The 24,863-nt window shown below is 74.0% G+C and carries 20 protein-coding genes and 1 other RNA gene; 10 read left to right on the forward strand and 11 right to left on the reverse strand.

Annotation, left to right across the window (positions count from 1 at the left end; all coding sequences use genetic code 11):
* Positions 1–236 precede the first annotated feature (236 nt).
* Genes ACH4K4_RS34785 through ACH4K4_RS34795 form a run of 3 tightly spaced genes read left to right on the forward strand, consistent with a single transcriptional unit; the run spans position 237 to position 2,784 of the window.
* A complete protein-coding gene (locus ACH4K4_RS34785; RefSeq protein ID WP_398173171.1) occupies positions 237–2,114 on the forward strand; it encodes an asparagine synthase-related protein in 1,878 nt (625 codons plus the stop codon).
* Positions 2,115–2,119: 5 nt separating this feature from the next.
* Positions 2,120–2,377: a lasso peptide biosynthesis PqqD family chaperone gene (locus tag ACH4K4_RS34790; protein ID WP_398173173.1), complete on the forward strand. Its 258-nt coding sequence runs from the start codon at positions 2,120–2,122 to the stop codon at positions 2,375–2,377.
* A complete protein-coding gene (locus tag ACH4K4_RS34795; RefSeq protein WP_398173175.1) occupies positions 2,374–2,784 on the forward strand; it encodes a lasso peptide biosynthesis B2 protein in 411 nt (136 codons plus the stop codon). Before ACH4K4_RS34790 ends, ACH4K4_RS34795 begins: the two co-directional genes overlap by 4 nt.
* 28 nt (positions 2,785–2,812) lie before the next feature.
* Here the strand turns inward: ACH4K4_RS34795 and ACH4K4_RS34800 are convergent, their stop codons facing one another.
* Together ACH4K4_RS34800 and ACH4K4_RS34805 are read right to left on the reverse strand one after the other, a co-directional pair.
* Positions 2,813–3,343 carry a DUF4232 domain-containing protein gene (locus ACH4K4_RS34800; protein WP_398173177.1) on the reverse strand — a complete coding sequence of 177 codons (531 nt, stop codon included), beginning with the start codon at positions 3,341–3,343 and terminating at the stop codon, positions 2,813–2,815.
* An 89-nt stretch (positions 3,344–3,432) separates the two neighbouring features.
* A complete protein-coding gene (locus tag ACH4K4_RS34805; protein ID WP_398173179.1) occupies positions 3,433–4,404 on the reverse strand; it encodes a LysR family transcriptional regulator in 972 nt (323 codons plus the stop codon).
* Positions 4,405–4,510: 106 nt separating this feature from the next.
* On the opposite strand from ACH4K4_RS34805, the gene ACH4K4_RS34810 reads away from it, so the two are divergent.
* Positions 4,511–5,818, forward strand: coding sequence for an MFS transporter (locus ACH4K4_RS34810; protein WP_398173181.1), 1,308 nt, complete (start codon positions 4,511–4,513; stop codon positions 5,816–5,818).
* A 96-nt stretch (positions 5,819–5,914) separates the two neighbouring features.
* On the opposite strand, the gene ssrA is transcribed toward ACH4K4_RS34810, so the two are convergent.
* The 5 genes from ssrA to ftsE all read right to left on the reverse strand — a co-directional run bounded on the left by ssrA (position 5,915) and on the right by ftsE (position 9,739).
* Positions 5,915–6,284: a transfer-messenger RNA gene (ssrA, locus tag ACH4K4_RS34815) on the reverse strand.
* A gap of 95 nt (positions 6,285–6,379) precedes the next feature.
* Positions 6,380–6,889 (reverse strand): SsrA-binding protein SmpB, encoded by a 510-nt coding sequence (gene smpB, locus ACH4K4_RS34820; RefSeq protein ID WP_125046675.1) that lies wholly within the window; start codon positions 6,887–6,889, stop codon positions 6,380–6,382.
* A gap of 18 nt (positions 6,890–6,907) precedes the next feature.
* Positions 6,908–8,038: a S41 family peptidase gene (locus tag ACH4K4_RS34825; RefSeq protein WP_398173183.1), complete on the reverse strand. Its 1,131-nt coding sequence runs from the start codon at positions 8,036–8,038 to the stop codon at positions 6,908–6,910.
* Between the two features lie 67 nt (positions 8,039–8,105).
* The gene (gene ftsX / locus ACH4K4_RS34830) at positions 8,106–9,017 is read right to left on the reverse strand and encodes a permease-like cell division protein FtsX (RefSeq protein WP_360136292.1); all 912 of its coding nucleotides are present in this window, start codon (positions 9,015–9,017) and stop codon (positions 8,106–8,108) included.
* A gap of 32 nt (positions 9,018–9,049) precedes the next feature.
* A complete protein-coding gene (ftsE, locus tag ACH4K4_RS34835; RefSeq protein WP_360136294.1) occupies positions 9,050–9,739 on the reverse strand; it encodes a cell division ATP-binding protein FtsE in 690 nt (229 codons plus the stop codon).
* Between the two features lie 295 nt (positions 9,740–10,034).
* Between ftsE and ACH4K4_RS34840 the strand changes: the two genes are divergently transcribed.
* Positions 10,035–10,223, forward strand: coding sequence for a hypothetical protein (locus ACH4K4_RS34840; protein WP_398173185.1), 189 nt, complete (start codon positions 10,035–10,037; stop codon positions 10,221–10,223).
* A 131-nt stretch (positions 10,224–10,354) separates the two neighbouring features.
* Here ACH4K4_RS34840 and ACH4K4_RS34845 read toward each other — a convergent pair whose 3' ends face one another.
* From ACH4K4_RS34845 to ACH4K4_RS34860, 4 genes are all read right to left on the reverse strand, one after another.
* On the reverse strand, positions 10,355–11,248 hold the full coding sequence (locus ACH4K4_RS34845) for a hypothetical protein (protein WP_398173187.1): 894 nt from the start codon (positions 11,246–11,248) through the stop codon (positions 10,355–10,357).
* Between the two features lie 366 nt (positions 11,249–11,614).
* Positions 11,615–12,733 carry a peptide chain release factor 2 gene (prfB, locus tag ACH4K4_RS34850; RefSeq protein WP_398173189.1) on the reverse strand — a complete coding sequence of 373 codons (1,119 nt, stop codon included), beginning with the start codon at positions 12,731–12,733 and terminating at the stop codon, positions 11,615–11,617.
* A 71-nt stretch (positions 12,734–12,804) separates the two neighbouring features.
* Positions 12,805–14,112, reverse strand: coding sequence for a serine/threonine-protein kinase (locus ACH4K4_RS34855; RefSeq protein WP_398173191.1), 1,308 nt, complete (start codon positions 14,110–14,112; stop codon positions 12,805–12,807).
* Positions 14,113–14,337: 225 nt separating this feature from the next.
* A complete protein-coding gene (locus ACH4K4_RS34860; RefSeq protein WP_398173193.1) occupies positions 14,338–15,999 on the reverse strand; it encodes a serine/threonine-protein kinase in 1,662 nt (553 codons plus the stop codon).
* A gap of 479 nt (positions 16,000–16,478) precedes the next feature.
* Between ACH4K4_RS34860 and ACH4K4_RS34865 the strand changes: the two genes are divergently transcribed.
* The 5 genes from ACH4K4_RS34865 to ACH4K4_RS34885 all read left to right on the forward strand — a co-directional run bounded on the left by ACH4K4_RS34865 (position 16,479) and on the right by ACH4K4_RS34885 (position 24,843).
* Positions 16,479–19,799 carry an FtsK/SpoIIIE domain-containing protein gene (locus ACH4K4_RS34865; RefSeq protein WP_398173195.1) on the forward strand — a complete coding sequence of 1,107 codons (3,321 nt, stop codon included), beginning with the start codon at positions 16,479–16,481 and terminating at the stop codon, positions 19,797–19,799.
* Positions 19,800–20,001: 202 nt separating this feature from the next.
* On the forward strand, positions 20,002–21,393 hold the full coding sequence (locus ACH4K4_RS34870; RefSeq protein WP_398173197.1) for an ABC transporter substrate-binding protein: 1,392 nt from the start codon (positions 20,002–20,004) through the stop codon (positions 21,391–21,393).
* Positions 21,394–21,503: 110 nt separating this feature from the next.
* The gene (locus ACH4K4_RS34875; RefSeq protein ID WP_398173199.1) at positions 21,504–22,856 is read left to right on the forward strand and encodes an ABC transporter permease subunit; all 1,353 of its coding nucleotides are present in this window, start codon (positions 21,504–21,506) and stop codon (positions 22,854–22,856) included.
* Positions 22,853–23,734, forward strand: coding sequence for a carbohydrate ABC transporter permease (locus tag ACH4K4_RS34880; protein WP_398173201.1), 882 nt, complete (start codon positions 22,853–22,855; stop codon positions 23,732–23,734). Before ACH4K4_RS34875 ends, ACH4K4_RS34880 begins: the two co-directional genes overlap by 4 nt.
* Positions 23,735–23,886: 152 nt before the next feature.
* The gene (locus tag ACH4K4_RS34885; protein WP_398173203.1) at positions 23,887–24,843 is read left to right on the forward strand and encodes a class I SAM-dependent methyltransferase; all 957 of its coding nucleotides are present in this window, start codon (positions 23,887–23,889) and stop codon (positions 24,841–24,843) included.
* The last annotated feature ends 20 nt before the right edge of the window (positions 24,844–24,863 follow it).

Raw genomic sequence — 24,863 nt, forward strand, 5'->3', positions numbered from 1 at the left:
CCCCGCGCGCCGGCGGCGGCGCCCCCCCCCCCGGGGGGGGGGGGGGGCGGTGCCGCCCCCCCGGGGGGGGGGGCCGGGGCGGGCGGCCCCCCCCCCCCCCCGGCCCGCCCCCGCCCCCACCACCGCACCCGACCCGAACCCGTTCCGCACCGACCCGCATCGCACCCGACCCGCATCGCACCCGACCCGACCATGCGCCGCACGCCCGCACCGCACGCCAGGGGTGGTAAGTCATCGTGGATTTCGTCGTTCTGCCCGACCATCCCGCGACCGACCCGCTGAGCCTGTGCCTGCGGCGCGACCCCACCGTGCGGACGGTGCGGCACCCCTCGGGCCGCCCCTGGATCATGGGGCACTGGGCCGACGACGAGGCCGTCGCGGCCGAAGCGGGCCCCGACCGGCTGCTGTTGCTCGGCACGACCTCGGCCGACCCCGCCACCCTGGCCAGACTGCTGCGCCGGCTGCGCGGCCTGGAGGACCTGGACAGCCGGGTCCGTGAGCTGTCCGGCAGCTTCTTCCTGCTGGCCGCGATGGGCTCCCGGGTCCGCTGCCAGGGCAGCCTGTCGACGATCCGGCAGGTGCACCACGCGGGCATCGGCGGAGTCACCGTCGCGGGCAACCGCCCGCAGGACCTCGCGGCGCTGGCCCGCGAGGCGGCCGCCGTCGGCCTGCCCACCGGCGCCCCCGGCCTCGGCTCCGTGGACGAGGAGAGCCTGGCCCTGCGGCTGCTCTCGCCGTTCGCGCCGTACCCGCTCGCCCAGCGCCCCGCATGGCGCGCGGTGCACGCCGTACCGCCAGGCCACTGCCTGACGCTGACCGCCGGCGGCCGGCACGCCACCACGCGCTGGTGGCGGCCCCCGCCGCCCGACCGCTGGCTGGAGGACGCCGCCGAGACCGTACGGGACGCCCTGACCGAGGCGGTCCGGGTGCGCACCCGCCGCCCCACGCTCAGCGCCGACCTGTCCGGCGGCATGGACTCCACCAGCCTGTGCTTCCTGGCCGCCCGCGACGACACCCGGCTGATCACCACGGCCTGGGTGTGCCGCGACGAGGCCAACGACGACAACGTGTGGAGCGAGCGCGGCGCGGCCCGGCTCCGGGCGGCCGAACACCTGGCGCTCCCCTACGCGGAGGCGCCCACCTGGTACACCCCGCCGCCGCCCGCGCACAGCGACCCGGCGGGCCCGCTCGTCCTCGTCAGGGAGTGCGCCCGGATCGCCCACCAGGCCGGGATCGTGGCCGCCCGCGGCTCCCGGCTCCACCTGGTCGGCGTCGGCGGCGACGAACTGTTCGCGCCCCGCCCCGCGGCGCTGAACTCGCTCGCCCGCATCGACTTCCGCACCGCGGCCCGGCGCGCCTGCGCGGCCCGCCGGCTCGGCCGCTGGACGCTGATGGACACCCTGCGCACGCTGTTCGGCGGCGCCACCTACCCCCAGTGGCTGGAGTCCTGCGCCGACCGGATCGTGCCCGGCGCCCGGTTCGGCGTGAACGGCGCCGACTGGGAGGTCGTGCCGTCCATGCCGACGTGGGCGCACCCCGACGCCGTGGCCACCGTCCGCCGCCTGGTGCGCGAGGCGGCCGGCGAAGAGCCCGAGCCCTTCGCGCCGTTGCGCTCCCAGCACGAGACCCTGCGGGCCGCCGCCCGCGGCGGGGAGATCGTGCGCGGCGCCGACGCGCTCACCTCGCATCTGGGCGTCGCCTTCGAGGCCCCCTTCCTCGACGACAACGTCATCGAGGCGGCGCTCACCGTCCGGCTCGTGGACCAGGCCGCGGTCGGCGCGTACAAGCCGCTGCTCAGCGCCGCCATGCGCGGCATCCTGCCGGACGCGCTCCGCGCCCGCGGCACCAAGGGCGAGCACAGCGCCGAGGTCTACGCGGGCCTGCGCCGCCACCGCAGGGCGCTGACCGCGCTCTGCGACGACTCACGCCTGGCCGGCCTGGGCCTGATCAGGCCCGAGGTGCTGCGCACGGCCCTCACCTCCCTCCAGCCCCACTCCCACGTCCTGCAGCCCCTCGACCCCACCCTGGCGGCCGAGTACTGGCTGCGCGCCCTGCGTCCGACGCAGGCCCCCGTCCCCGCCCGTCCCACCGTTCCCGCAGCGGAAGGAGCCTGAACCCGATGGCGTTCACCCTCGCCCCCCACGTCAGCAGCGTGCGCACCCCCGGAGGCATGGTGCTGCTCAACGCCCGTACGGGCCGCTACTGGCAGATGAACGCCACCGGCGCGTTCGTCCTGGAACACCTCCTGGCGGGCGGCACCTGCGCGTCGGCCGCCGACGAGCTGCGCAGCCGGCACCCCTCGGCGGCCGACCGGGTGGCCGCCGACGCCGTGGCCCTGCTGGAGTCGCTCAAGTCGGCGAAGCTGGTGACCTCGTGAGCTACTCCGTCGCCCTGGGCGAACGCGCGCGGCTCTCCTTCGCCGAGCGCTGCGCCGCCCGTGGCTGCGTCGCCGCGGCCCGCCTCCTGACGGCGTTCTCCCCGCGGGCGCTGTGCCGCGTCCTGGACACCGTACGGCGCGGCGCCCGCCCCGCCACCGAGCCCGAGGCCCTGCGCGCCCGGCACGCCGTCGTCACGGTCAGCGTGCGCTGCGCGGGCAACGGCTGCCTGCAGCGTTCCGTGGCCACCGCGCTGCTGTGCCGGGCGCGCGGCCGGTGGCCGCAGTGGTGCACGGGCGTGCGGACGGAACCGTTTCGCGCGCACGCGTGGGTCGCGGTGGACGGCCGTCCCGTCGGCGAGCCCGACGACACCCGGTTCTACCAGCCGCTGCTGCGCGTCCCCCGGTGAGCCGCCGGGCCCGCGGCGCGCGGGCAGCTCAGCCGGCCGCGGCCCTCGGCGGCCCCATGTGGACGACGTCGTCGCAGACGTCCATGTCGACCTCTTCGCCCTTCTCGTCCCGCACCGGCGCCGCCGTGCCGTGGTCGGCGTCGCGGGGCGCCGCCACCACGGCGTGGCCGCTGCTGACCAGGCAGTCGGCCGGGTAGGGCGCTCCCTTCTCGGCGTCCCGGTAGCGCAGGTCGACCACCACGCCCGCACCGCTGGCCAGGCTCACCGGGCGCCCCCGGCCGTGTCCCACCCCGTCCGCCTGGGGTCCCTTGCCGACGTGCACCCGGAATTCGGGGTAGCCGCGGAAGACGCACTCGTGGCCGCCGGTGTTGACGGCGGAGAGCCTGCCGTCCCTGTGCAGGCTGCCGCTCTTCTTCTCCAGCACCGTGACCTGCCACTTCAGGTCCTTGGTCGCACAGCTGGCCTGCAGTGCGTCGACACGCGGTTCGTCACACGCGACCAGGCCGCCGCTCACGAAGAGCGCGGCCAGGGCCGCCGCGATCAGCGGGCGCTTTCGCACGGAACCCCCAATAGTCCGGCATTGATCCTGTTGCCCGTAGGGATGGATTCCAGCGCTTATAGGTTGCTTATAGGGCAAAGGTTCGGCCATCAGGCGGGCCGCGCCATCACGGCCGCGTCCTCCTCGGGCAGCCACACGGGGCCGTCAGGCCGCCGCAGCCAGCCGCGCTCCGCCGCCAGTTCCCGGCAGGCCGTACGCAACGCGTCCAGGCCCGCGTGGCGCAGACCGCGCCGCCACACCAGGGACACCGGCGACAACGGCACGGGGTCGGTGACCGGCCGCAGCGCCATCCCCGGCACGTCGATGAACTCGACGCTGGCCAGCACCGACCAGCCCTGTTTGCGCACCACGCGCATGAACTCGGCGGAGCCCTCGATCTCCGGGAACGGCGCGGCCATCCGGATGTCCCGCCCGGCGAACAGGCGGGCGGCGAGGTCGGTCCACTCGGCGGTGTGCGGGTTGCCCGCCCCGGCGTAGAGGGTCTCGCCCCCGAGGGCGGCCAGGGGAACGGCCGGGCGGGCCGCCAGCGGATGGGCGGCGTCCAGCAGGACGGCCATCGGCTCGAACCGTACGGGCTGGTGGTCCAGCCGTGCCCGGACGGCCGGGGGCAGTCCGGCGAAGCGGCCGAAGGAGACGTCCAGCCGCCCGGCGGCGAGTTCGGCCGCGGCACCGGTCAGGCCGCTGTGGAAGCGGGCGACGAGTTCGCAGGCGGGGGCCCGGCGGCGGGCCTCCTCCAGGACGGTGTGCGCCGTGCCGACGGGCACGCTGACGTCGACCAGGAGGGGGCGGTCGTCGGGGGTGCGGAAGGCGGCGGTCAACTCGTCGTGGGCGGCCAGCACCCGGCGGGCGTACGGGACGAGCCGGGCGCCGTCCTCGGTGAGGGCGACCCGGCGCGTCGTACGGTCGAACAGGCCGGTGCCCAACTCCCCCTCCAGGCGGCGGATGTCGCGGCTCAGCGCTTGCTGGGCGACGTACAGCCGGGCCGCGGCACGGGTGAAGTGCAGTTCGTCGGCGACCGTGAGGAAGGCGCGGAGCAGGCGCGGGTCGAGGTCTCGGGGCACGCGCACATCGTGCCACCAGGGCGGCGAGCCATTGACAACGAGCGTGCGTGAATGGGCGCGGATCAGGTGTTGGACGGGTAACGGGCCGTGGCGCGACCGTTGTTGCGTGATCCTCTTCCTCGCCTCCCGGCCCGTGACCGCCCCGTCCGCCCCGTCCGTCCCGACCGCCCGGGGCACCCGCCGCCGGCGCCCGCCCGCCCCGCTCCGGCGCGCGCTCGGCCCGTACGGCCGGATCTTCGCCGTCCCCGGCGCCCGCGCCTTCACCGCCGCCAACCTCCTCGCGCGGCTGCCGATGGGCATGTTCAGCGTCAGCGCGATCCTGATGATCGCCGGGTCGCGCGGCTCGTACGCGCTGGCCGGGGCGGTCACCGCGACGGGGCTCGCGGCGACGGCGGTCGCCGGGCCGTGGACGGCGCGGCTGGTCGACCGGTACGGGCAGGCCAGGGTCGCCGTCCCCGCGACGGCGCTCGCCGTCCTCGGGTCGCTGGCCCTGGCGCTGTGCGTCCACCTCGGCGCGCCGTCCTGGACGCTGTTCGCCGCGTACGCCTGCACCGCGACCACGCCCAACACGGGCGGCATGGCACGTGCCCGCTGGGCCCACCTCCTGCGGGACGACCCGCGCGCGCTGCACACCGCCAACTCCTTCGAGCAGGCGGCCGACGAGGTGTGCTTCATGCTCGGACCGGTACTGGCGGCCTTCCTGTGCACCGGGCTCTTCCCGGAGGCGGGCACGCTGACCGGCGCGGTCCTGCTGTTGACCGGTGTGCTGCTGTTCGCCGCCCAGCGCCGTACGGAGCCGCCGGTCGCGCCCGCGTCCGCCCGCCACGGCGCCGGACGGCTGGTGACGTCGCTGCTGCCCCTCCTGCTGACCTTCCTCGCCACCGGCGCGGTCTTCGGCTCGCTGGAGGTCGTCACGATCGGCTTCACGGACGCGCACGGACAGCGCACCGCCGCGGGCGCGCTGCTCGCCCTCCAGGCGGCCGGGTCCTGCGCGGCGGGGCTGCTGTACGGGGTGCTGCGCCCGGCCGGGCCGGCGGGCCGCCGCTTCCTCAAGTGCGTCGCCGCCATGGCCGTGCTGATGTGGCTGCCCCTGGCCGCCGCGGGCGCGGGCGGCGGGGTGCTCCTCGCGGCGGCCCTCCTGTCCGCCGGGATGGCCACGGCGCCGACCATGGTCACCGGCATGGGCCTGATCCAGTCCCGGGTGCCGGCGGCGCGGCTGAACGAGGGCATGACACTGGCCGTCACCGCCCTGCTGACCGGCATCGCGGCGGGCTCGGCAACGGGCGGCTGGGCGGTGCAGCACCTGCCGGAGGGCACCGCGGCGGGCTATGCCGTGCCGGCCTGCGCCGCCGCCCTGGCCCTGGCGGCCGCCGCCACCGCGCGGGCCGTACGGGCCGCCCGGCGGCGGACCTGAGCGGCGGCACGACGAAGGCCCCGCTGCCTGGGCAGCGGGGCCTTCGCCTCACATGGGGTTGACGGGGTCGGTGGCCTGGGCCTCCGGTTCTCCGTCGAGTGGAGATGGCGGGAATCGAACCCGCGTCCAACGGTGCGGAAACAGGGCTTCTCCGAGCGCAGTCCGCTGCGATTTTCTCGGCCCCGGAGATCTCGCGGACAAGTCTCCGACGGGCTCAGTCACTGTTCGATTTCCTCCTAGGACCCGTGACCGGACCTAGAAGTTTAGTTCCCTAGCTGATGCCAGGATCCGGGTCGGGAACAGCCCCGGGCTGACACTTCGCAGGTCGCTACTTAGGCAGCGAGGGCGAAGGAATCGCGCTTGGTGTTGGCGATTATTTTTTGCGACATATGGTTTACGAGATCATTGCCGCTTCCTCGGCTCGCTTCCCCTGCTTCGACATCCGCTGTCGAAACCGATCATCCCCATGTTGTTTTTTCAAGGTGGTGCCTGCACCGGCGTGCGGTGCGTAGCCCATCGTACGTGACCAACGCGCGACGATGCCAGCGTATTCCTGCCCGGTCAGGCCCGCTCGCGCCGCTTGGCCGCCGAGATCGCCCGGTCCGCCTCGCGGCGGTCCTGCTGCTCGCGCAGCGTCTGCCGCTTGTCGTACTCCTTCTTGCCCTTCGCCAGCGCGATCTCGACCTTCGCCCGGCCGTTCTTGAAGTACAGCGACAGCGGCACGATCGTGTGGCTGGTCTCCTGCGACTTGGACTCCAGCTTGTCGATCTCCAGGCGGTGCAGCAGCAGCTTGCGCTTGCGGCGCGCGCTGTGGTTGGTCCACGTGCCCTGGGCGTACTCCGGGATGTGCACGTTGTGCAGCCACGCCTCGCCGCGGTCGATCTGGACGAAGCCGTCCACGAGCGACGCGCGGCCCTGCCGCAGCGACTTGACCTCCGTGCCGGTCAGCACCAGACCGCATTCGTAGGTGTCCAGGATGAGGTAGTCGTGCCGCGCCTTCTTGTGCTGCGCGATGAGCTTGCGGCCCGTCCCGTCGTCCTTCTTGTTGTTCTTCTTGTTCGCCTTAGCCATAGTGCCGCCATTTTCGCACTACGCCCCGCCCCCGAGGCCACTCAATACCGTGCGGGCACGAGCCTGCGCGTCGTCCTCGGCGACCAGGTCGGGCGCGATGCCCCGGTCGTCCACCTCGCGGCCCGACGGGGTGCGGTACCGGCCGACGGTCAGCTCGGCGACCGAGCCGTCCGGCAGCTCGCTGGGCAGCTGCACGGTGCCCTTGCCGAAGGTCGGGGTGCCGACGAGGACCGCGCGGGCGCGGTCCTGGAGCGCCCCCGCCAGCAGTTCACCGGCGCTCATCGTGCCGCCGTCCACGAGCACCACCAGCGGGATCCGCGTGTCGCCGTGGCCCTTCGCGTACAGGGCGCGCTGGCGGCCGCGGTTGTCGTACGTGGCGACCAGGCCGCCGTCCAGGAAGGCGGAGGCGGCGGTGACCGCCTCGCTCACCAGGCCGCCGGAGTTGCCGCGCAGGTCCAGCAGGACGCCGCCGTGCGGGTCGGCCGCGCGCACCGCCCGGCGGACCTCCTCACCCGTACCGGCGGTGAAGGCGCCGACCTTGATGCGGGTCGGCCCGTCCGGTCCCTCGGGGCGGTCGGTGACGACGTTCTGCGTCCGCAGGCGGGCCCGGCGCAAGGTCTCGGTCCACTGCCGGGCGCCGCGCCGCAGTTCCAGCGCGACGGTGCTGCCGGCGCCCGGCCGCCCGTCCGCCGCTGCCGGGGGCGCGCCGTCGTCGCCGCGCAGCCGTGCCACGACCTCGGTGACCGGGCTGCCGCGCGAGGGGCGGCCGTCCACCGCGCGCAGGTCGTCGCCGGCCCGGAGGCCGGCCGCCGCCGCGGGGCTGCCGGGCTGGACCCGGGAGACCAGGACGCGGCCGCCCGCCGCCTGCCGCAGCCACAGGCCGACGCCGACGTACTCGCCGCCCAGTTCCCGCTGGAAGTCCTCGTACTCGCGGGCCGAGAAGGCCGTCGACCAGCGGTCCCCGCTGCGGCTGACGACCTCGTCGGCGGTGGCCGTACGCCCGGGTATCCGCGGTTGTCCCGTCTGGTGTCCGCTCTCCTCCCAGGTACCCGCCGCTGCACCGGTGGCCAGCACACTGACGAAGACCAACGTCAGCGCCGCCCCGCGGCGGCTGCGGCGGGGCCGGGCGAACAAACACGGGCCCGTCATGCCGGTGAGTGTAGGCCAGAAAGAAGCGCCGTACGGGGAGTTGACCGTACGGCGCTCTTGGCATACGTCACACCTTGAGGTACTTGCGGAGCGCGAAGAACGCGGCGAGCGCCGGCATCAACAGGCCGATCAGCAGCACCAGCGGCAGCACCGCCACGACCGAATCCCAGCCAATGAACTTGATGACCAGGATCTTCGTGGCCAGCCAGTTGTTGATCAGGACGTACTTGCCGCCGACGATCAGCACACAGGCGAACACGGCGCCCAGCAGACCGGCGATGGCCGCCTCCAGGATGAACGGCATCTGGATGTAGAAGCTGGAGGCGCCCACCAGCCGCATGATCCCGGTTTCCCGGCGCCGGCTGAACGCCGACACCCGCACGGTGTTGACGATCAGCATCAGCGCCACCACGAGCATCAGCGCCATCACCACCAACGCGGCGATGTTCATGCCGTTGAGGAGGTTGAACAGCGGCTCGATGGTGTCCCGCTGGTCCTGCACCTCCTGCACGCCCGGCCGCTCGGAGAACGCCGATTTGATCACTTCGTACTTCGTCGGGTCCTTGAGCTTGACCCGGAAGGACTCCGGCAGCTGGTCGGGGGTGACCAGGCCCGCCACGGGCGTGTCGCCGAACTGCTCCTTGTAGTGCTTGTACGCCTGGTCGCTGGACTCGTACTGCACGTTCTGCACGATCGGCAGCCGGTCCAACTCGGCCTTTATGTCGTTCTTCTGCTGCTGGGTGGCCGCGCCCTTGGCGCAGTGGGAGCCGGTCTCGGCGTCGTTCTTGTTGCAGAAGAAAATGGAGACGTTGACCTTGTCGTACCAATAGCCCTTCATCGTGCTGACCTGGTCGCGCATCAGCAGCGAGGCGCCGAACAGGCCGAGCGAGAGGGCTACGGAGACGATGACCGCGAAGGTCATCGTGAGATTCCGGCGGAGACCGACGCCGATCTCCGACAGGACGAACTGGGCGCGCATGGCGTCCTTTCAGTGCTGGGGGCCGTACACGCTTAGTGCTGGTAGCCGTACACGCCGCGCGACTGGTCGCGCACGAGCCGGCCCTTTTCGAGTTCCATGACCCGCTTGCGCATCTGGTCGACGATCTGCTGGTCGTGGGTGGCCATGACCACCGTCGTACCGGTCCGGTTGATCCGGTCCAGCAGCTTCATGATGCCGACCGAGGTCTGCGGGTCGAGGTTGCCGGTGGGCTCGTCCGCGATGAGCAGCATCGGGCGGTTGACGAACGCTCGCGCGATGGCGACGCGCTGCTGCTCACCGCCGGACAGCTCGCCCGGCATCCGGTCGTCCTTGCCGCCGAGGCCGACGAGGTCGAGGACCTCGGGGACCGTCTTGCGGATCTGGCCGCGCGGCTTGCCGATGACTTCGAGGGCGAAGGCGACGTTCTGCCCCACGGTCTTGTTGGGGAGCAGCCGGAAATCCTGGAAGACGGTGCCCACCTGGCGCCGCATCTGCGGCACCTTCCAGTTGGACAGCTTCGCGAGATCCTTGCCCAGTACGTGCACGGCGCCATGGCTGGCGCGCTCCTCGCGCAGGAGCAGACGCAGGAAGGTGGACTTGCCGGAGCCCGAGGAGCCCACCAGGAAGACGAACTCGCCGCGCTCGATCTCCAGGGAGACATCCCTGAGGGCGGGGCGGTTCTGCTTCGGGTAGGTCTTGGAGACGTTGTCGAATCGGATCACTGATGCACCACGGTCGACCTGGGTAGCGGCACGGGATGCCCCTGTTGTGGCTCCCGTCGGTGAGCGTGACCCTACGCGAGTCTCGCGCGAAGGCGCAGTCGCCGTTCGGGGTTGGTGCGTTTATTCACGGCATCTACGGGGACAAAACGAGCACATTCCGGCCCAGGGGCGCGGGCAGGCCCGCGGAAAAGGCCGGAAGGCGACCGGGGCGCGCCGTTCCGACGGCGAGCTGGCAAAGTGGTAGGGGGAACCATCGTGGTCCCTTGCGCGTTGCAGCGGTTGAGAAGGAGGTCGCATGACGTACGACCGGCTGGTGTGCGCCAACTGCGCGGCCCCTGTGAACGAGGGCCGCTGCCCCGTGTGCCGCGCGAGCAGGGAACGCATGCAGGAGAACGGGCTGTTCGGCCAGCTGACGCCCGCCGCTCTGGTGGCACTGCTGGTGGCGCTGGTCGCACTGGCGATACTGGTGCACCAGGCCGCGTGAACCATCGGCCGGGTGACGGCGCGAACACGCAGCGTCGCCCCGGCGCGTGAACGAACGGAAGGGCCCGGAGCGCTGGTCGCGCTCCGGGCCCTTCGTCATGCGCCGCCCCGCGTGCGGGGCGGGGCCTGGTGTCAGGCCGCGGCCGCGCCGCCGCCGTTCTTGTTGATCAGGCGCGGCATCAGGCGGAAGCCGATGCCACCGGCGATCATCGTCGCCGCGCCGACGAGCAGGAAGGTGGTGCCGGACGCGCCGGTCTCCGCCAGCTCGCCGCCCTTGGCCTGCTGCTTCGGCTGGCCGGGCGTGTCGACGATCTGCTCGTTGCCCTCGCCCTGCTCGATCGGCTGGCTGCCGGCGTTGTCCGTGCCGGTGCCGGTGCCGTCGCCGCTGCCGCCGGTGGTGCTACCGCCGGTGCTGCCGCCACCCGTGCTGTCGTCGGAGCCGCCGGAGCCACCGGAGCCGCCGGAGCCGCCGCCGGTCTGGCCGCCCGACTGACCGCCGGTCTGGTTGCCACCGGTCTGGTTACCGCCGGTCTGGCTGCCACCAGTCTGGCTGCCACCGGTCTCGCTGCCGCCCGTCTGGCTGCCACCGGTCTGACTACCGCCGGTCTGGTTGCCACCAGTCTGGCTGCCACCGGTCTGGTTGCCACCGGTCTCGCTGCCACCGGTCTGGTTGCCACCGGTCTCGCTGCCACCGGTCTGGTTGCCACCGGTCTCGCTGCCACCGGTCTGGTTGCCACCGGTCTGGTTGCCGCCGGTCTCGCTGCCACCGGTCTCGGTGCCACCGGTCGGGCCGGAGATGGTGCCGCCGACGGTCGGGCCGGACGTGTCGCCACCGGACTCGCCGCCGGAGTCGCCGGTGCCGCCGCTCAAGAGCCCGATTCCGAGGATGCCACCCCCGCCCGAAGCGCCCGCCGTACCGTCCGCGCCGACCGCCGAAGCGGCGCCGGCGGCGGTGAGCGACGCACCGGCCGCGATCACCGCGCTCGCCGCAATGCGCGCCACGCGCAGCCGCGTCTTCTTCGTCATGTGCTGCTACCCCCAGTAGCTGTACTCGTCAATGGAGCATCGCTGTTCGGGGCCACGGCCGACGCGGGTACGCGAGTCACAGCACCGCCTGGCGGCCGTTCCACTCAGATCCCCGTTCACACGCACGCCCCAGACATACGCATGCCGCGTACCACCCTTCCCAGTTCTCACATCATCGTCAAGGTCAAATAAAGGCGCGATGACCGAATTGACGGCAATTGCGGGGTGCGTGAACGTATGACTGTGACCAAACCGCCACATCACCGAACGGCAGAAAAAAGCAACTGCCGCTCAAAAAGCGGCAGTTGCTTTCACTGTCTTTCTTTCCGGCCGTTTCGCCCCTGTCGTACGGCGGCCGCGCCGGTGTTACTTCTCCCGCCCCTGCTCCTGCTGCTTGCGCCAGCGAATACCGGCTTCCAGGAAGCCGTCGATGTCGCCGTCGAGCACGCCCTGCGGATTGCCGACCTCGAATTCGGTACGCAGGTCCTTGACCATCTGGTACGGGTGCAGAACGTACGAACGCATCTGATTGCCCCAGGAATTGCCGCCGTCGCCCTTGAGCGCGTCCATCTTGGCCTGCTCCTCCTGGCGGCGGCGTTCGAGCAGCTTCGCCTGGAGGACGTTCATCGCGGTCGCCTTGTTCTGGATCTGCGAACGCTCGTTCTGGCAGGAGACGACGATGCCGGTCGGGATGTGCGTCAGGCGCACCGCCGAGTCGGTCGTGTTGACGCCCTGGCCGCCGGGGCCCGAGGAGCGGTACACGTCGACACGCAGCTCGGACTCGTCGATCTCGATGTGGTCGGTCTGCTCGACCACCGGCAGCACCTCGACGCCCGCGAAGGACGTCTGGCGGCGGCCCTGGTTGTCGAAGGGCGAGATGCGCACGAGGCGGTGGGTGCCCTGCTCGACGGAGAGCGTGCCGTACGCGTACGGCACCTGGACCGCGAAGGTGGTCGACTTGATGCCGGCCTCTTCCGCGTAGGAGGTCTCGTACAGCTCGGTCTTGTAGCCGTGCCGCTCGGCCCAGCGCAGGTACATGCGCTGGAGCTTCTCGGCGAAGTCGGCCGCGTCCACGCCGCCGGCCTCGGCACGGATGTTGACGACGGCCTCGCGGGAGTCGTACTCGCCCGACAGGAGCGTGCGGACCTCCAGCTCGTCCACCGCCTTGCGGACGGCGGCCAGCTCGCCCTCGGCCTCGGCGCGGGCATCGTCGTCGCCCTCCGCCTCGGCCAGCTCGAAGAGCACCTCGACGTCGTCGACCCGGCCGCGCAGCTCCTCGGCCCGGCGCAGCTGGCCCTGGAGGTAGGACAGCCGGCTGGTGATCTTCTGCGCGCTCTCCGGGTCGTCCCAGAGGGACGGCGCCGCGGCCTGGTCCTCAAGCGCGGCGATATCGGCCCTCATCTTGTCGAGGTCCAGGACGGCCTCGATCGACCCCATGGTCGAGGAGAGGGACTTCAGCTCTTCGGAAACATCGACGACTGCCACGCACCCAGCCTAACGGCTGCCGCCGCATGTGTGTCCCGACCCTCTCGCCCCGGCCCGGCCCCGCCCTTCCCTCAGCGCGCCGGCCGCGGCTGCGTCGTCTCGGTCTGCCGGACGCCGGGCTTCGCGTCGTCGCCGTCCTGGTGCTGGGAGGCGAACCAGCCGCCGGCCCCGGCCGCGACCACGACGGCCGCGGCGGCGATGCCCAGCTTGATGCGGCGGCGGCGCACCGCCTCGCGGTGCCGGGCCGAGCCGGCGCGGCGCTCGCCCGCCGCGCGCGGGGCGCGGGCGGTGCCGTGGGCGCCGCCGGCCAGCTCGTCCGGGCCCGGGACGCGCATGCTCGTGTGGGTCTCGCGGTTCGCGTCGGTGGCGGCCGGGCCGTGGACCAGGGGCACGGCGCCGCGCCGGGAGCCGCCCGGGGCGACCGGCGGGTAGAGCGCTTCCTCGTACGGGCCCTGGCCGGTCCCGGTGCCTGTGGAGACGTACGGTCCGGTGGCGCTCTCCTCGGGCTCCTCGGGCTGTTCGCTGCCGGGCTCGTCGATGTCCAGCGGCGGCAGCCCCGCCAGGCCCGGCAGGATCTCGCGCAGCCGGGCGGCCAGTTCGGGGGCGCGCAGCCGGGAGGCGGGCGCCTTGGCCAGGCACTGCAGGAGCAGCTGCCACAGTTCGTCCGGGATGCCGGGCAGCGGGGCCACGGCCTCGGTGACGTGGCGGCGCAGCACCGCGCCGGGGTGGCCGCCGCCGAACGGCGTGAAGCCGGCGAGCAGCTCGTACAGGACCGTGGCGAGCGCGTAGACGTCGACGGACGCGCGCGGCGGCAGGCCCTCGATGATCTCGGGGGCGAGGTAGTCGGGGGTGCCGATCACCTTGGTGGCCCGGGTGTGCCGCGGCGTGTCGACGAGGCGGGCGATGCCGAAGTCGGTGAGCAGCGCGGGGTGCGCGCCGCCGGGGCCGAGCGGGCCCTGCATGTCCAGCAGGACGTTCTCGGGCTTGACGTCGCGGTGCACGATGCCCGCCTTGTGGGCGGCGGCGAGGCCGTCGGCGACGTCGGCGGCGATGGCGACGGCGGCCTCGGGGGCGAGCCGGCGCTCCCGCTCCAGGCGGGTGCGCAGGTCCGTGCCCCGTACGAGGTCCATGACGAGCGCGAGGTCGTTGCCGTCGACCACGAGGTCGCGCACGCCGACGACGTGCGGGTGGTCCAGGCCGAGCAGCGCCGCGCGCTCCTGGACGAAGCGGCCGACCAGCTCCTGGTCGGCGGCGAGGTCCTCGCGCAGCAGCTTGATGGCGACGGCCCCTTCGGGTCCGTCGCCGAGCCATACCGTGCCGGCGCTGCCGCGACCAAGGATCTGGTGGGTGGTGTACCGGCTGCCGATCTTCCGTGCCAAGACTGCTCCGACGTGTCGGGCCCGCTGAGCGTCCTCAGGGGGCTGAAGGTGGCGTCAAAGCTACGCGGGTGCCGGGGGGTTCCGTGCCCAGGATGGGCCCGTGCATCACTTCTGTGGGGGAAATCGCCCCCTGGAAGTCGACAAATCTCCTTGGTCGCACCGGTGTGCGCGGCGACGCGGGCGTACGGCGCGGCCGGGCCGTCACCCGGCCCGGCGCCCCCGCCGTCACTTGAACCAGTTGCCGGCGTCCCTGAAGAAGTCCCGGACGCCGCCGATGACGTCGCCGATCTGTTCGAAGTAGCCCTTGGTGGTGCCGATCCACTCCTGGAGCGGGGAGAACTCCCAGACGGCCCAGCCGCCGACGAACAGGATCAGCACGATGAACAGGCACCCCTTGAGGCAGCCCAGGCCCGGGATGCGCATCGGGTTGGCGCTGCGCTGCCGGGGCTCGCGGCGCGGCCTGGGCTCGCGCTCCGGCGGCCGCTCGGGCTCGTAGCGCCGGGGCGGCGGCTGCTGCCGGCGCGGTGCCTGCTGCGGCTGGTGCTGTGGCGGCTGGTACGGCGCGGGCGCCTGCTGCTGGTACTGCGGCGGCGCCTGCCGGGAGCGCTGCTGCGGCTGCGGCGGGCGCTGCTGCGGCTGCTGGGGCTGCACGGGCCGCCGCTGCGGGCGGCGGCGCAGCGGGTCCTCGCCGGGGTCCAGGTACTGCGTCTGCTCGTTGCGGTCCCGGGCGGCCCGCATCTGGGACTCCCACGGGTGCGGCCCGTCGGGCTGACCGCCGGGCGGGCCCGGCGGCACGGGGGGCATGGCGCGGGTCGGTGCGGCGTCCGCGCCGTCGCGGCCGTTGGTGGACGGCAGCACGCTGGTCGCCGCGGCCGGGTCGTACGTACCGGCGTTGGCCGGCAGCACCTGGGTGGGGTCGGCGTCACCCGAGCCGCCGGTGCCGGTGCCGGGCACGGAGGCGGGGGACGGGTCCGGCGCGAGCAGCGCGGCGACGCCGAGCGCGGCCTCGGCCTGCGCCGGGGTCGCGTGCACGCCGACGCCCGCGGCGACGGTGCGCAGGGCGCGGGCCAGGTTCTCGGCGCTGGGCCGCTCGCCCGGCTCCTTGCGCAGGCAGCGCTCTATGACCGTCCACAGCGGCTCGGGGACGGAACCGGGGCGCTGCGGCTCCTCGCTGAGATGGCGGTGGAGGACCTCCAGCGCGCTGGCGCCGCCGAACGGCGGACGGCCGGTGACCAGTTCGTACAGCAGGATGCCGGCGCCGTAGATGTCCACGGCGGAGGTCTGCGGGCGGCCCTCGGCGGACTCGGGCGCCACGTAGGCGGGGGTGCCGACGAACTCGTGGGTACGGGTCAGGCCGGGCGAGTCCGCGAGGCGCGCGATGCCGAAGTCGGTGAGCATCGGGTGCAGCTCGGCCGTGTCGTCGTCGCCGGACCCGGCGAGCAGCACGTTGGCGGGCTTCAGGTCGCGGTGTACGACACCGTCGGCGTGGCTGGCGGCGAGCGCGTCGGCGATCTGGGCGGTGAGCAGGGCCGCCGCCACGGGGCTGAACGGGCCGTTGTCGCGCAGGTAGCGGTGCAGGTCGGGGCCGTCGACGAGGTCCATGACCAGGGCGAGCAGATCGCCCTCGACGACCAGGTCGCGGGTGCGGACGATGTTCGGGTGGGTCAGCCGCAGCAGGACGGAGCGCTCCCGCAGGAAGCGCATCACCACGTCCGCGTCGTGCGCCAGCTCCTCCTTGAGGACCTTGATCGCGACGGTTTCGCCCGGCTCGCCGGCCACCGCGGCCTCGGCGCCCGCCGTCTCCCTCTGACGGGCACGCCAGACGGTGCCCGTGGCGCCGCGTCCCAGCGGCTCCTCAAGCAGGTACTTGCTGCCTACCGGCCGCACGTGCGCTCCCTGGTCGTGATCGATCCTTGCCCGGGCCGGTGGGTCGCAGCGGCCCGTCGCCCCACTGTAGTGCCGCGGTGCCCGCCGTACGGCGGCCCGGCCGGGCGGGGCTTGGGGGAAAGACGCGCATTCGGGACGGAAGGTTGCGGGAGGCGCCGGATCGGTGTCCACGTCAGGCCGAACAGCGAGCGATGATGATCGAAAATCGGCCGTTCATCTTGCGCAATCAGGCGGTTTCCCGTCCAGGGCCGACCGATCAAGATCACTGATCGGCGGTCGGCGGGCGTGTTGTCAGTGGCAGGTGCGAGGATGCACCCAGCACGGAAGCGATCGGGGGTGCGGGGGCTCCGCCGCCTGCGTGCGGCGCGCGACGCGAGACGTGCGCGCCGGGACTTGTACGTGCCGAAGTGCCCGGGCGCGGTGGGGGAGGTCACGGGGCCCCCGCCGAACGGTCCGGGCGGAAGGGACCGTTGACGGCGATGCAGATCCGGCTGACTGTCCTCGGGCCGCGCAGCGGCCACCCCACGCGGGCCTGCGACGTGCTCGTCACCGCCCCCGCCGGGACGGCGCTCGCCGCGGTCGCGAGCGGCCTCGCGGCGGCCGTCGCCGGGTCCGGCGCCGACCTCGGCGGGAGCGGCAGCGGCAGCGTGGGCAGCGGCAGGAGCGGCTCGGCAGCGGGCGGCTCCGGCGGCGGCCCCGTCGTGCTGTACGCGGGCGGCGAGCGGCTGGACCCGCAGCGCGCGGCCGTCGGCGAACCGCCGCTGATCGACGGCGCGGTGCTCTCCCTCGGCGCCCCGGGGCCCGCCCCCGCGCACGGCCTGCCGCACGGCACGCCCCGGCTGCGCGTCGTCTCCGGGCCCGACGCCGGGGGCGTCCACCTCCTGCACGGCGGCCACACCGGCGGCATCCGTGTCGGCCGCTCCGGCGACGCCGACGTGCCCCTCGACGACCCCGACGTCTCCCGGCTGCACTGCGCGGTGACCGTCGAGCCGGACGGCTCGGTGCTCGTCGCCGACCTCCGCTCGACCAACGGCACGGCCGTCGGGGGCGCCGAGGTCGGCGAGCGCCCGGTGCCGCTGCCGCCCGGCGCCCTGCTGCGCATCGGCGAGTCCGCGCTGCGCCTCCAGGCCGCGCCGCCCGTGCCCGACCCGGCCCTGGCCTGCGCGCCCGACGGCGAGGGGCACCTGCGCGTGTCCCAGGAGGACGCCGAGGCCCCCCAGGCCGCCGCGGCCGTTCCCGGCGCCCGGTCCGCCGCCCACGACCAGGACGCCCCCTCGGGCCCGTACGGCGGCCCCCGCCGGCAGGAGCCGCCCGCCTCGTACGACAGCCCGGGGCGCCGCGGCACACCGCTGCGCGGCACCCCGTTCCCCGGCAGCCCGCAGGAGCGCTTCGAACAGCACGCGCGGCACGACCCGTACGGCGGCCCCCGCGACCCGTTCGGCCCGCCCGTCCCCCAGGACGCCGGCGGCCCGGAGCAGACCCACGGCGGCCGGCACGGCCTCGCCCCTTCCGGCGACCCGGACGAGGCGGCGGACCGCAAGGCCGCGCGCCGGGGCGGCCTCGGCGCCTGGGCCCGCAGGCTGACCGGCGCCCGGCCCGCCGCCGGGCAGCCAGGGTCCACGGCGGCGCCCGCGCCGACCGTCTGGCAGGAGCAGCAGCGCCAGTCGCAGCGGGAGGCGTCCGGTGAGCGGCCGTACGAGCCCGCGGGCCCGGCGGGCGAGCCGCTGAGCCCCGAGGCGGCGGACGAGCGCTGGCCCGACCCCGCGACGGTCCTGCTGACCGCGCTCGGTCCCGGCCCCCGGCTCTGGGAGCGCGGCCCCGACCACCCGGACGCGCTCACCGTCCGGCTCGGCACGGTCGCGCAGGACGGTGCCCGTGCCGCCGTGCCGGTGACCGTGGCGCTGCGCAAGGCGGGCGCCCTGGGGCTCGCCGGGCCGCGCGGCCGGCTCGGCGGCCTGGCCCGCTCCGCCGTCGCCCAGCTCGCCGCCCTGCACTCCCCCGCCACCCTCGAAATCGTGCTGATCAGCGCGGACCGCGCGCGCTCCCTCGACGACCGGCTGGCCGACTGGTCCTGGCTCGGCTGGCTCCCCCAGGTGCGCCCGGCGCACGCGCAGGACTGCCGGCTGCTGCTGGCGTACGACAAGGAGCAGGCCGCGGCCCGCGCCGCCGAGCTGGCACGGCGGCTCGACGACGGCCCGCTGGGCCCCCACTGGGCCGGCGCCGACCGGCCCGCCGTCGCCTCCGCCGCCGCGCGCTACAGCGGCCCGTACAGCCTCCTGATCGTGGACGGCGACCCCGGCTCCTCCGGGCTGCGCGAGACGACGGCCCGGCTCGCCGCGAACGGCCCCGCGGCCGGCATCCACGTGCTCTGCCTGGCCGAGACGCCCGCCGCCACCCCCGCCTTCCCGCTCGCCGCGACGTACGACGCGGCCCGCACGGCCTCGCCCGCCTTCGGCGAGTGCGGCGCGGTCGCCGTGCTGAGCGGCGACGTCGCCACGGCGCTGCGCGTCGTCCAGCCCGGCACGGGCCCGAACGGCACGGTCGCCGCGGTCGACGCGGTCTCCGGCGCCTGGGCCGAGCGGTTCGCGCGCGCCCTCGCGCCGCTGCGGGAGGCCGACACGGGCAGCGGCCTGGGCGGCCGTCCGGCGCACAGCGCGGCCGTACCGCTGCCGGACACCTCCCGGCTGCTGGACGAGCTGGGCCTCGCGCGCGCCACCCCGGCCTCGCTGATGGCCCGGTGGGCCGCCGCCTCGGACACCGACCGGGCGGGCGCCGCCGCCGTGCTGGGCGCGGGCCCGCACGGGCCGCTCTGCGCCGACCTGGCCGCCGACGGCTGCCACCTGCTGGTCTCGGGCGGCCAGGGCAGCGGCAAGACGGAGCTGCTGCGTTCGCTGGCCGCCTCGCTGGCCGCCGCCGACCGCCCCGACCTGCTCTCCCTGGTCCTGGTGGACGGCGCGGGCCCGGAGCGCGGCGAGGGCCTGCGGCTGTGCACGGACCTGCCGCACGTGACCACCCACCTGACGGCCTCCGACCCGGTCCGGATGCGGCAGTTCGCACAGGCGCTCAGCTCCGAGCTGAAGCGCCGCGCCGGGATACTCGGCGGTGCGGGCTTCGCCGAGTGGCGGGCCAAGCACCTCCCGGCGCCGCGCGTAGTGGCTCCCCGGCGCTCCGCCGAGGGCTCGTCCGGCTCCCCCGCCGACGGGCCGGACGCCGCCTTGGAGGGGACGCTGCGGCTGCGGGCGCGCAGTGCGTCCGGGCCCGCCGCCGAGGCGCCGCGGGCCGCGCCGATGTCCCGGCTGTTCGTGCTGGTCGACGACTTCGACGCGCTGGTCGCCCCGGCGCTCGGCAGTACGGGCCGGCCCGCGGCCGGTTCGGTGGTGCGAGCGCTGGAGGCGGTGGCCCGGGAGGGCGCGGCGCTCGGCGTGCACCTGATAGCGGCCACCGGCCACCCGGACCGTACGGCGGAGACCGCGACGGACCGGCTGGCCGGGCTGCGCGTGGAACTGGGCCCCGCGGCGGACGGGGCCGAGCCGGTGCCGCCGGGGCGCGGGCGGCTGCACCGCGCGGCGGACTCCTCCGCGACGCCGTTCCAGGCGGGCCGGGTGACCGGGCGGATACCCCGGACGTCCACGCTCCGCCCCACGGTCGTACCGCTGGAGTGGGAGCGCATGGGCGATCCGCCGGCCCGCCGCCCGCTGCGCGAGCTGGGCAACGGCCCCACCGACCTGGCCCTGCTGGCCAGCGCGCTCCAGCGGGCCGCCCAGTCCTCCGGCGCGGCCGCCGCCCCGCCGCTGCTCTGAGAGCCGGCACCCGGCCGCCGCGCGAAACCCGCCCGCGAGGTGTACGCGAGGGGTAACGGGCCGGTCACGAAAGGCCAGTTGACGCGGGAGGCGGTATTGCGGGGCCGGTAATCCGGGCGTAGGACTGTCCGCGGCGGGACCGTCGCACCGCGCGGGACCGCCCGACGGCGCTCAGTGCACCGCACGGGAGGGGCTTACGGGGATGGGCACTTCACGCAGACGGCGCGCCGGAGCGCGCACCGCGACCACCGGCGGCACCACGACCGCCCGCGCCGCCCTGGCTCTGGCCGTGGCGGGCGCGCTGGCACTGACCGCCTGCGGAGGCGGCGACGGCGGCAAGAACGAGGGCGGCGGCAAGAGCAGCGGCGGCGTCTCCGTCCAGCTGCCGAAGCTGACCGGGCAGAAGCTCCAGGTGGCGGCCGTGTGGACCGGCCCGGAGCGGGCGAGCTTCCTGAAGGTGCTGGAGGAGTTCGAGAGGCGCACCGGCGCCACGGTCTCCTACGTTCCCAGCGGCGACGACATGGCCGGTTTCATCGGCTCCAAGGTGGCCGGCGGCGGCCAGCCGGACGTGGCGTTCCCGCCGCAGGTCGGCGTGTTGCGCGAGTTCGCACGCAAGGGCTGGCTCAAACCGCTGGGCACCGCCGCCAAGGAGCAGCTCGCCAAGAACTTCTCCAAGGGCTGGCGGGAGCTGGGCTCGTACGACGGCACCGAGTACGGCGTGTATTACAAGGCCAGCAACAAGTCGCTGATCTGGTACAACACCAAGGCGTTCGAGAACGCGGGAGTGGCCGAGCCGAAGGACTGGGCGGAGTTCCTCAAGACGGCGCAGACCATCGCCGACTCGGGTGTGCCGCCGGTCTCGGTGGGCGGCGCGGACGGCTGGACGCTGACCGACTGGTTCGAGAACGTCTACCTCTCCCAGGCGGGGCCCGAGAAGTACGACCTGCTGGCACAGCACAAGATCAAGTGGACGGACCCGTCCGTCACCCAGGCGCTGACGGCGCTCGGCCGGCTCTTCGGCACGCCCGGCCTGCTGGCCGGCGGCAACAGCGGCGCGCTGCAGACGCAGTTCCCCACCTCGGTGACCCAGACCTTCAGCGGCGACCAGCCGAAGGCCGCCATGGTCTCCTCCGCCGACTACGCCGCCACCAACATCGCGCAGACCAAGGCCAAGGTCGGCACGGACGCCAAGGTCTTCCCGTTCCCCGCGGTGGGCTCCAGGTCCCCCGTGGTGACCGGCGGCGACGCGGCGGTGGCCCTGAAGGACACCAAGGGCGCGCAGGCGCTGCTCACCTTCCTCGCCTCCACGGACGCCGCGAAGATCTGGGCGCAGGCGGGCGGCTTCGTCTCCCCCAACAAGGAGCTGGACCGGGCCGCGTACGTCAACGACACCATGCGCGAGATCGCCGAGGCGCTGATCAAGGCGGGCGACGCCTTCCGCTTCGACATGTCCGACCAGGCGCCGGCTGCGTTCGGCGGCAAGCCCGGCCAGGGCGAGTGGAAGGACCTCCAGGACTTCCTGAAGAACCCGAAGGACATCGCGGGCACCCAGAAGAAGCTGGAACAGGACGCCGCCAAGGCGTACGGCCGCTGACCCGGCGCGCACGTACGACCGCGGGCCGCGCGGGCCCGCGGCCGCGCACCGGGCGGCACCAGGATGCGCACCGCCGCTGACCGCATCGACCGGGACCGGGGGACATCACCATGAACGCTGCGACCGCGGGCGGGCCGGCCGGGCCGGTCCGCCGGGGTACCGGCACGCTGCGCCGGGTCAGGAGAGTGGCGGGCACCCGCCCCTGGGTCGCCGCCGTCTTCCTGCTGCCCGCCTTCGTCCTGCTCGGCGCGCTGGTCGTCTACCCGATCGGCTTCTCGATCTACCGGAGCCTGTTCGACGCGTCGGGCGACGGCTTCGTGGGCCTGGGCAACTACGGCGAGCTGTTCACCGACGAGCGGATCCGCATCGCCCTGAAGAACAACGTCATCTGGGTCGTGGTGGCCCCCACCGTCGCCACCGCGCTCGGCCTGATCTTCGCGGTGCTCACCGAGCGGGTCCGCTGGGGCACCGCCTTCAAGCTGGTCGTCTTCATGCCGATGGCGATCTCCATGCTCGCCGCCGGCATCATCTTCCGGCTGGTGTACGACCAGGACCCGGAGCGCGGCGTGGCCAACGCCGTGTGGGTGGGCGTCCACGACACCTTCGCCGAGCCCGCGCCGTACCCCGGCGCCAAGCCGCGGCCCAACGCCGGACTGACGACGTCCGGCGGCTCGTACACCACCGCGAAGCCGGTGCGCGCGGGGGCCCCGGCGCAGCTTCCGCTCGTCGCGGTGCAGCCGGGCGACCTGGGCGGCGCGCGCCCGGCGACCGCGGCGCGCCCGGAGCCGGGCAAGGTCACCGGCACCGTCTGGCTGGACTTCACCCGCGGTGGCGGCGGCTCCCCGAACATCGTGGACCGGTCCGAGAAGGGGCTGCCCGGTGTGACGGTCGAGGCGGTCAAGGGCGGCAAGACCGTGGCCAGTACGACCACCGGGCCCGACGGGCGGTTCGCGCTGCCCGACCGGGCCGACGGCGCGCTGCTGCGGTTGCCCGCGTCGAACTTCGCCGCCGCGTACAACGGCGTGAACTGGCTCGGCCCGGCCCTGGTCACCCCGGCGATCATCGGCGCGTACGTGTGGATGTGGGCCGGGTTCGCGATGGTGCTGATCGCGGCGGGGCTGGCGGGCATGCCCAGGGAACTGCTGGAGGCGGCGCGGGTGGACGGCGCGAACGAGTGGCAGGTCTTCCGCCGGGTGACGGTGCCGCTGCTGGCGCCCGTCCTGATCGTCGTGCTGGTCACGCTCATGATCAACGTGCTGAAGATCTTCGACCTCGTCTACATCATCGCGCCGGGGTCCAGTCTCAAGGACGCCAATGTGCTCGCGCTCCAGCTCTTCCAGTCCTCCTTCGGCACGGACGTGGACCAGGGCATCGGCAGCGCCATCGCGGTGTTCCTGCTGCTGCTCGTGCTGCCGGTGATGTACGTCAACCTGCGGCGCCTACGGAAGGAGCGGAGCCGATGACGACCGCCGACGGCGTCGTACGGGCCAAGCAGTCGCTGCCCGCCCGGATCGCGGCCCGCACGGGCGGCGGCGTCCTGCGGGTCGCGCTGATCCTGGTCGGGCTGTTCTGGCTGATGCCGACGGCCGGCCTGCTGGTGTCCTCGCTGCGCTCGCCGCAGGACATCGCCGAGTCCGGCTGGTGGCGGGTGTTCGCCGAGCCCGCCCAGCTCACCTGGTCCAGCTACAGCCGGCTGCTGGAGAACGACAAGGTGATGGACTCGCTGCTGACCACCGCGCTGATCACCGTCCCCGCGACGGTGCTGGTGGTCGCCATCGGCGCGCTGGCCGGCTACGCGTTCGCCTGGATGGACTTCCCCGGCCGCGACACGTGGTTCATGGTCGTGGTCGGCCTGCTGGTCGTGCCCGTGCAGGTCGCGCTCATCCCCGTCGCCGAGCTGTTCGGCGCGGTCGGCCTGTTCGAGACGACGCCCGGCGTGATCCTCTTCCACACCGCCTTCGGCCTGCCCTTCGCGGTGTTCCTGCTGCGCAACTTCTTCGCCGAGATCCCCCGCGAGCTGCTGGAGGCGGCCCGGCTGGACGGCGCGAACGAACTGCGGCTGTTCACCCGGGTGGTGCTGCCGCTGGGCGGGCCCGCCATCGCCTCGCTGGGCATCTTCCAGTTCCTGTGGGTGTGGAACGACCTGCTGGTCGCGCTGATCTTCGCGGACAGCGGCGACCCGCCGATCACCGTGGCGCTCCAGCAGGAGGTACGGCAGTTCGGCAACAACATCGACGTACTGGCACCCGGCGCGTTCCTGTCGATGGTGGTCCCCCTGGCCGTCTTCTTCGCCTTCCAGCGGCAGTTCGTCTCCGGCGTGATGGCGGGCGCGGTGAAGTGACCGCTCCCGGCGGTGCGGGGAGGGGTACGGCAACAGGCGCGGCACCGTAAGGGAACGCTGTGCCGTACGCCACTTGCCGTTCACGTTGCTGCCCCACGATGACGGCCACGCCGACGACGCCCCCACCCCGACCGTCTGGAGACGGACCGCACATGACTGCACCCTCCGCAGACCTCAGTGCCGAGCAGCTCCCGCGCCCCGCCCGGCTGGCCGACGTGAAGGGCTGGTTCTTCACCGCCGACCAGCTGCTCTTCGACTGGTTCCTGGCCCGCCAGAAGGACCGGTCCGAACCGGGCGACCTGCTCGAACTCGGCGCCTACCTGGGCAAGAGCGCCATCTTCATGGGCGCGCGGCTGCGCCCCGGCGACCGGTTCACGGTCTGCGACCTGTTCGACTCGCCCGCCGAGGACGCCTCCAACGTCAAGGAGATGGCGAAGTCCTACGCCACCTTGACCCGGCGCGCCTTCGAGGCCAACTACCTGTCCTTCCACGACGAGCTGCCGGAGATCGTGCAGGGGCTCAGCTCGGTCGTGGCCGACCACGTCGAGCCGGGCAGCTGCCGCTTCGCGCACATCGACGCCTCGCACCTGTACGAGCACGTGCACGGCGACATCGTCACGGTCCGCGACCTGCTCACCCCCCAGGGCATCGTCGTCCTCGACGACTTCCGCGCCGAGCACTGCCCCGGGGTGGCCGCCGCCACCTGGCAGGCGGTCACCGGCCTGGCGCTGCGACCGATCTGCATCACGCCGACCAAGTTCTACGGCACGTGGGGCGACCCCGCGCCCGTACAGGCCGCGCTGCTGGCCTGGCTGACCGGCCGCGAGGGGGTGTGGCACGAGGTGCAGGAGGTCAACGGCGCGCCGCTGATCCGGCTGAGCGCGAAGAGCGCCAAGGAACCGGCACACCCGGTCTCCCGCCACCGGAAGCCGGCGCAGCAGAGCGGTACGGGGGCGGCCGCCGCCCCTCGGGCAGCCGCCCCTGCCGCCGCGCCCCGCCCCGCCGTCCGCGCGCGCCGCAGCCCGGCCCGCCGCATCGCCGTCAACGTCCTGCCGCCGTTCATCACCAAGGCCGTCGTCGCCGCCCGGCGCCGCTCGGCATCCCGCTGACCGGCCGTCGGCCGGCCGCG

The organism is Streptomyces sp. NPDC017529 (genome assembly GCF_044329785.1).
Taxonomy (GTDB): domain Bacteria; phylum Actinomycetota; class Actinomycetes; order Streptomycetales; family Streptomycetaceae; genus Streptomyces.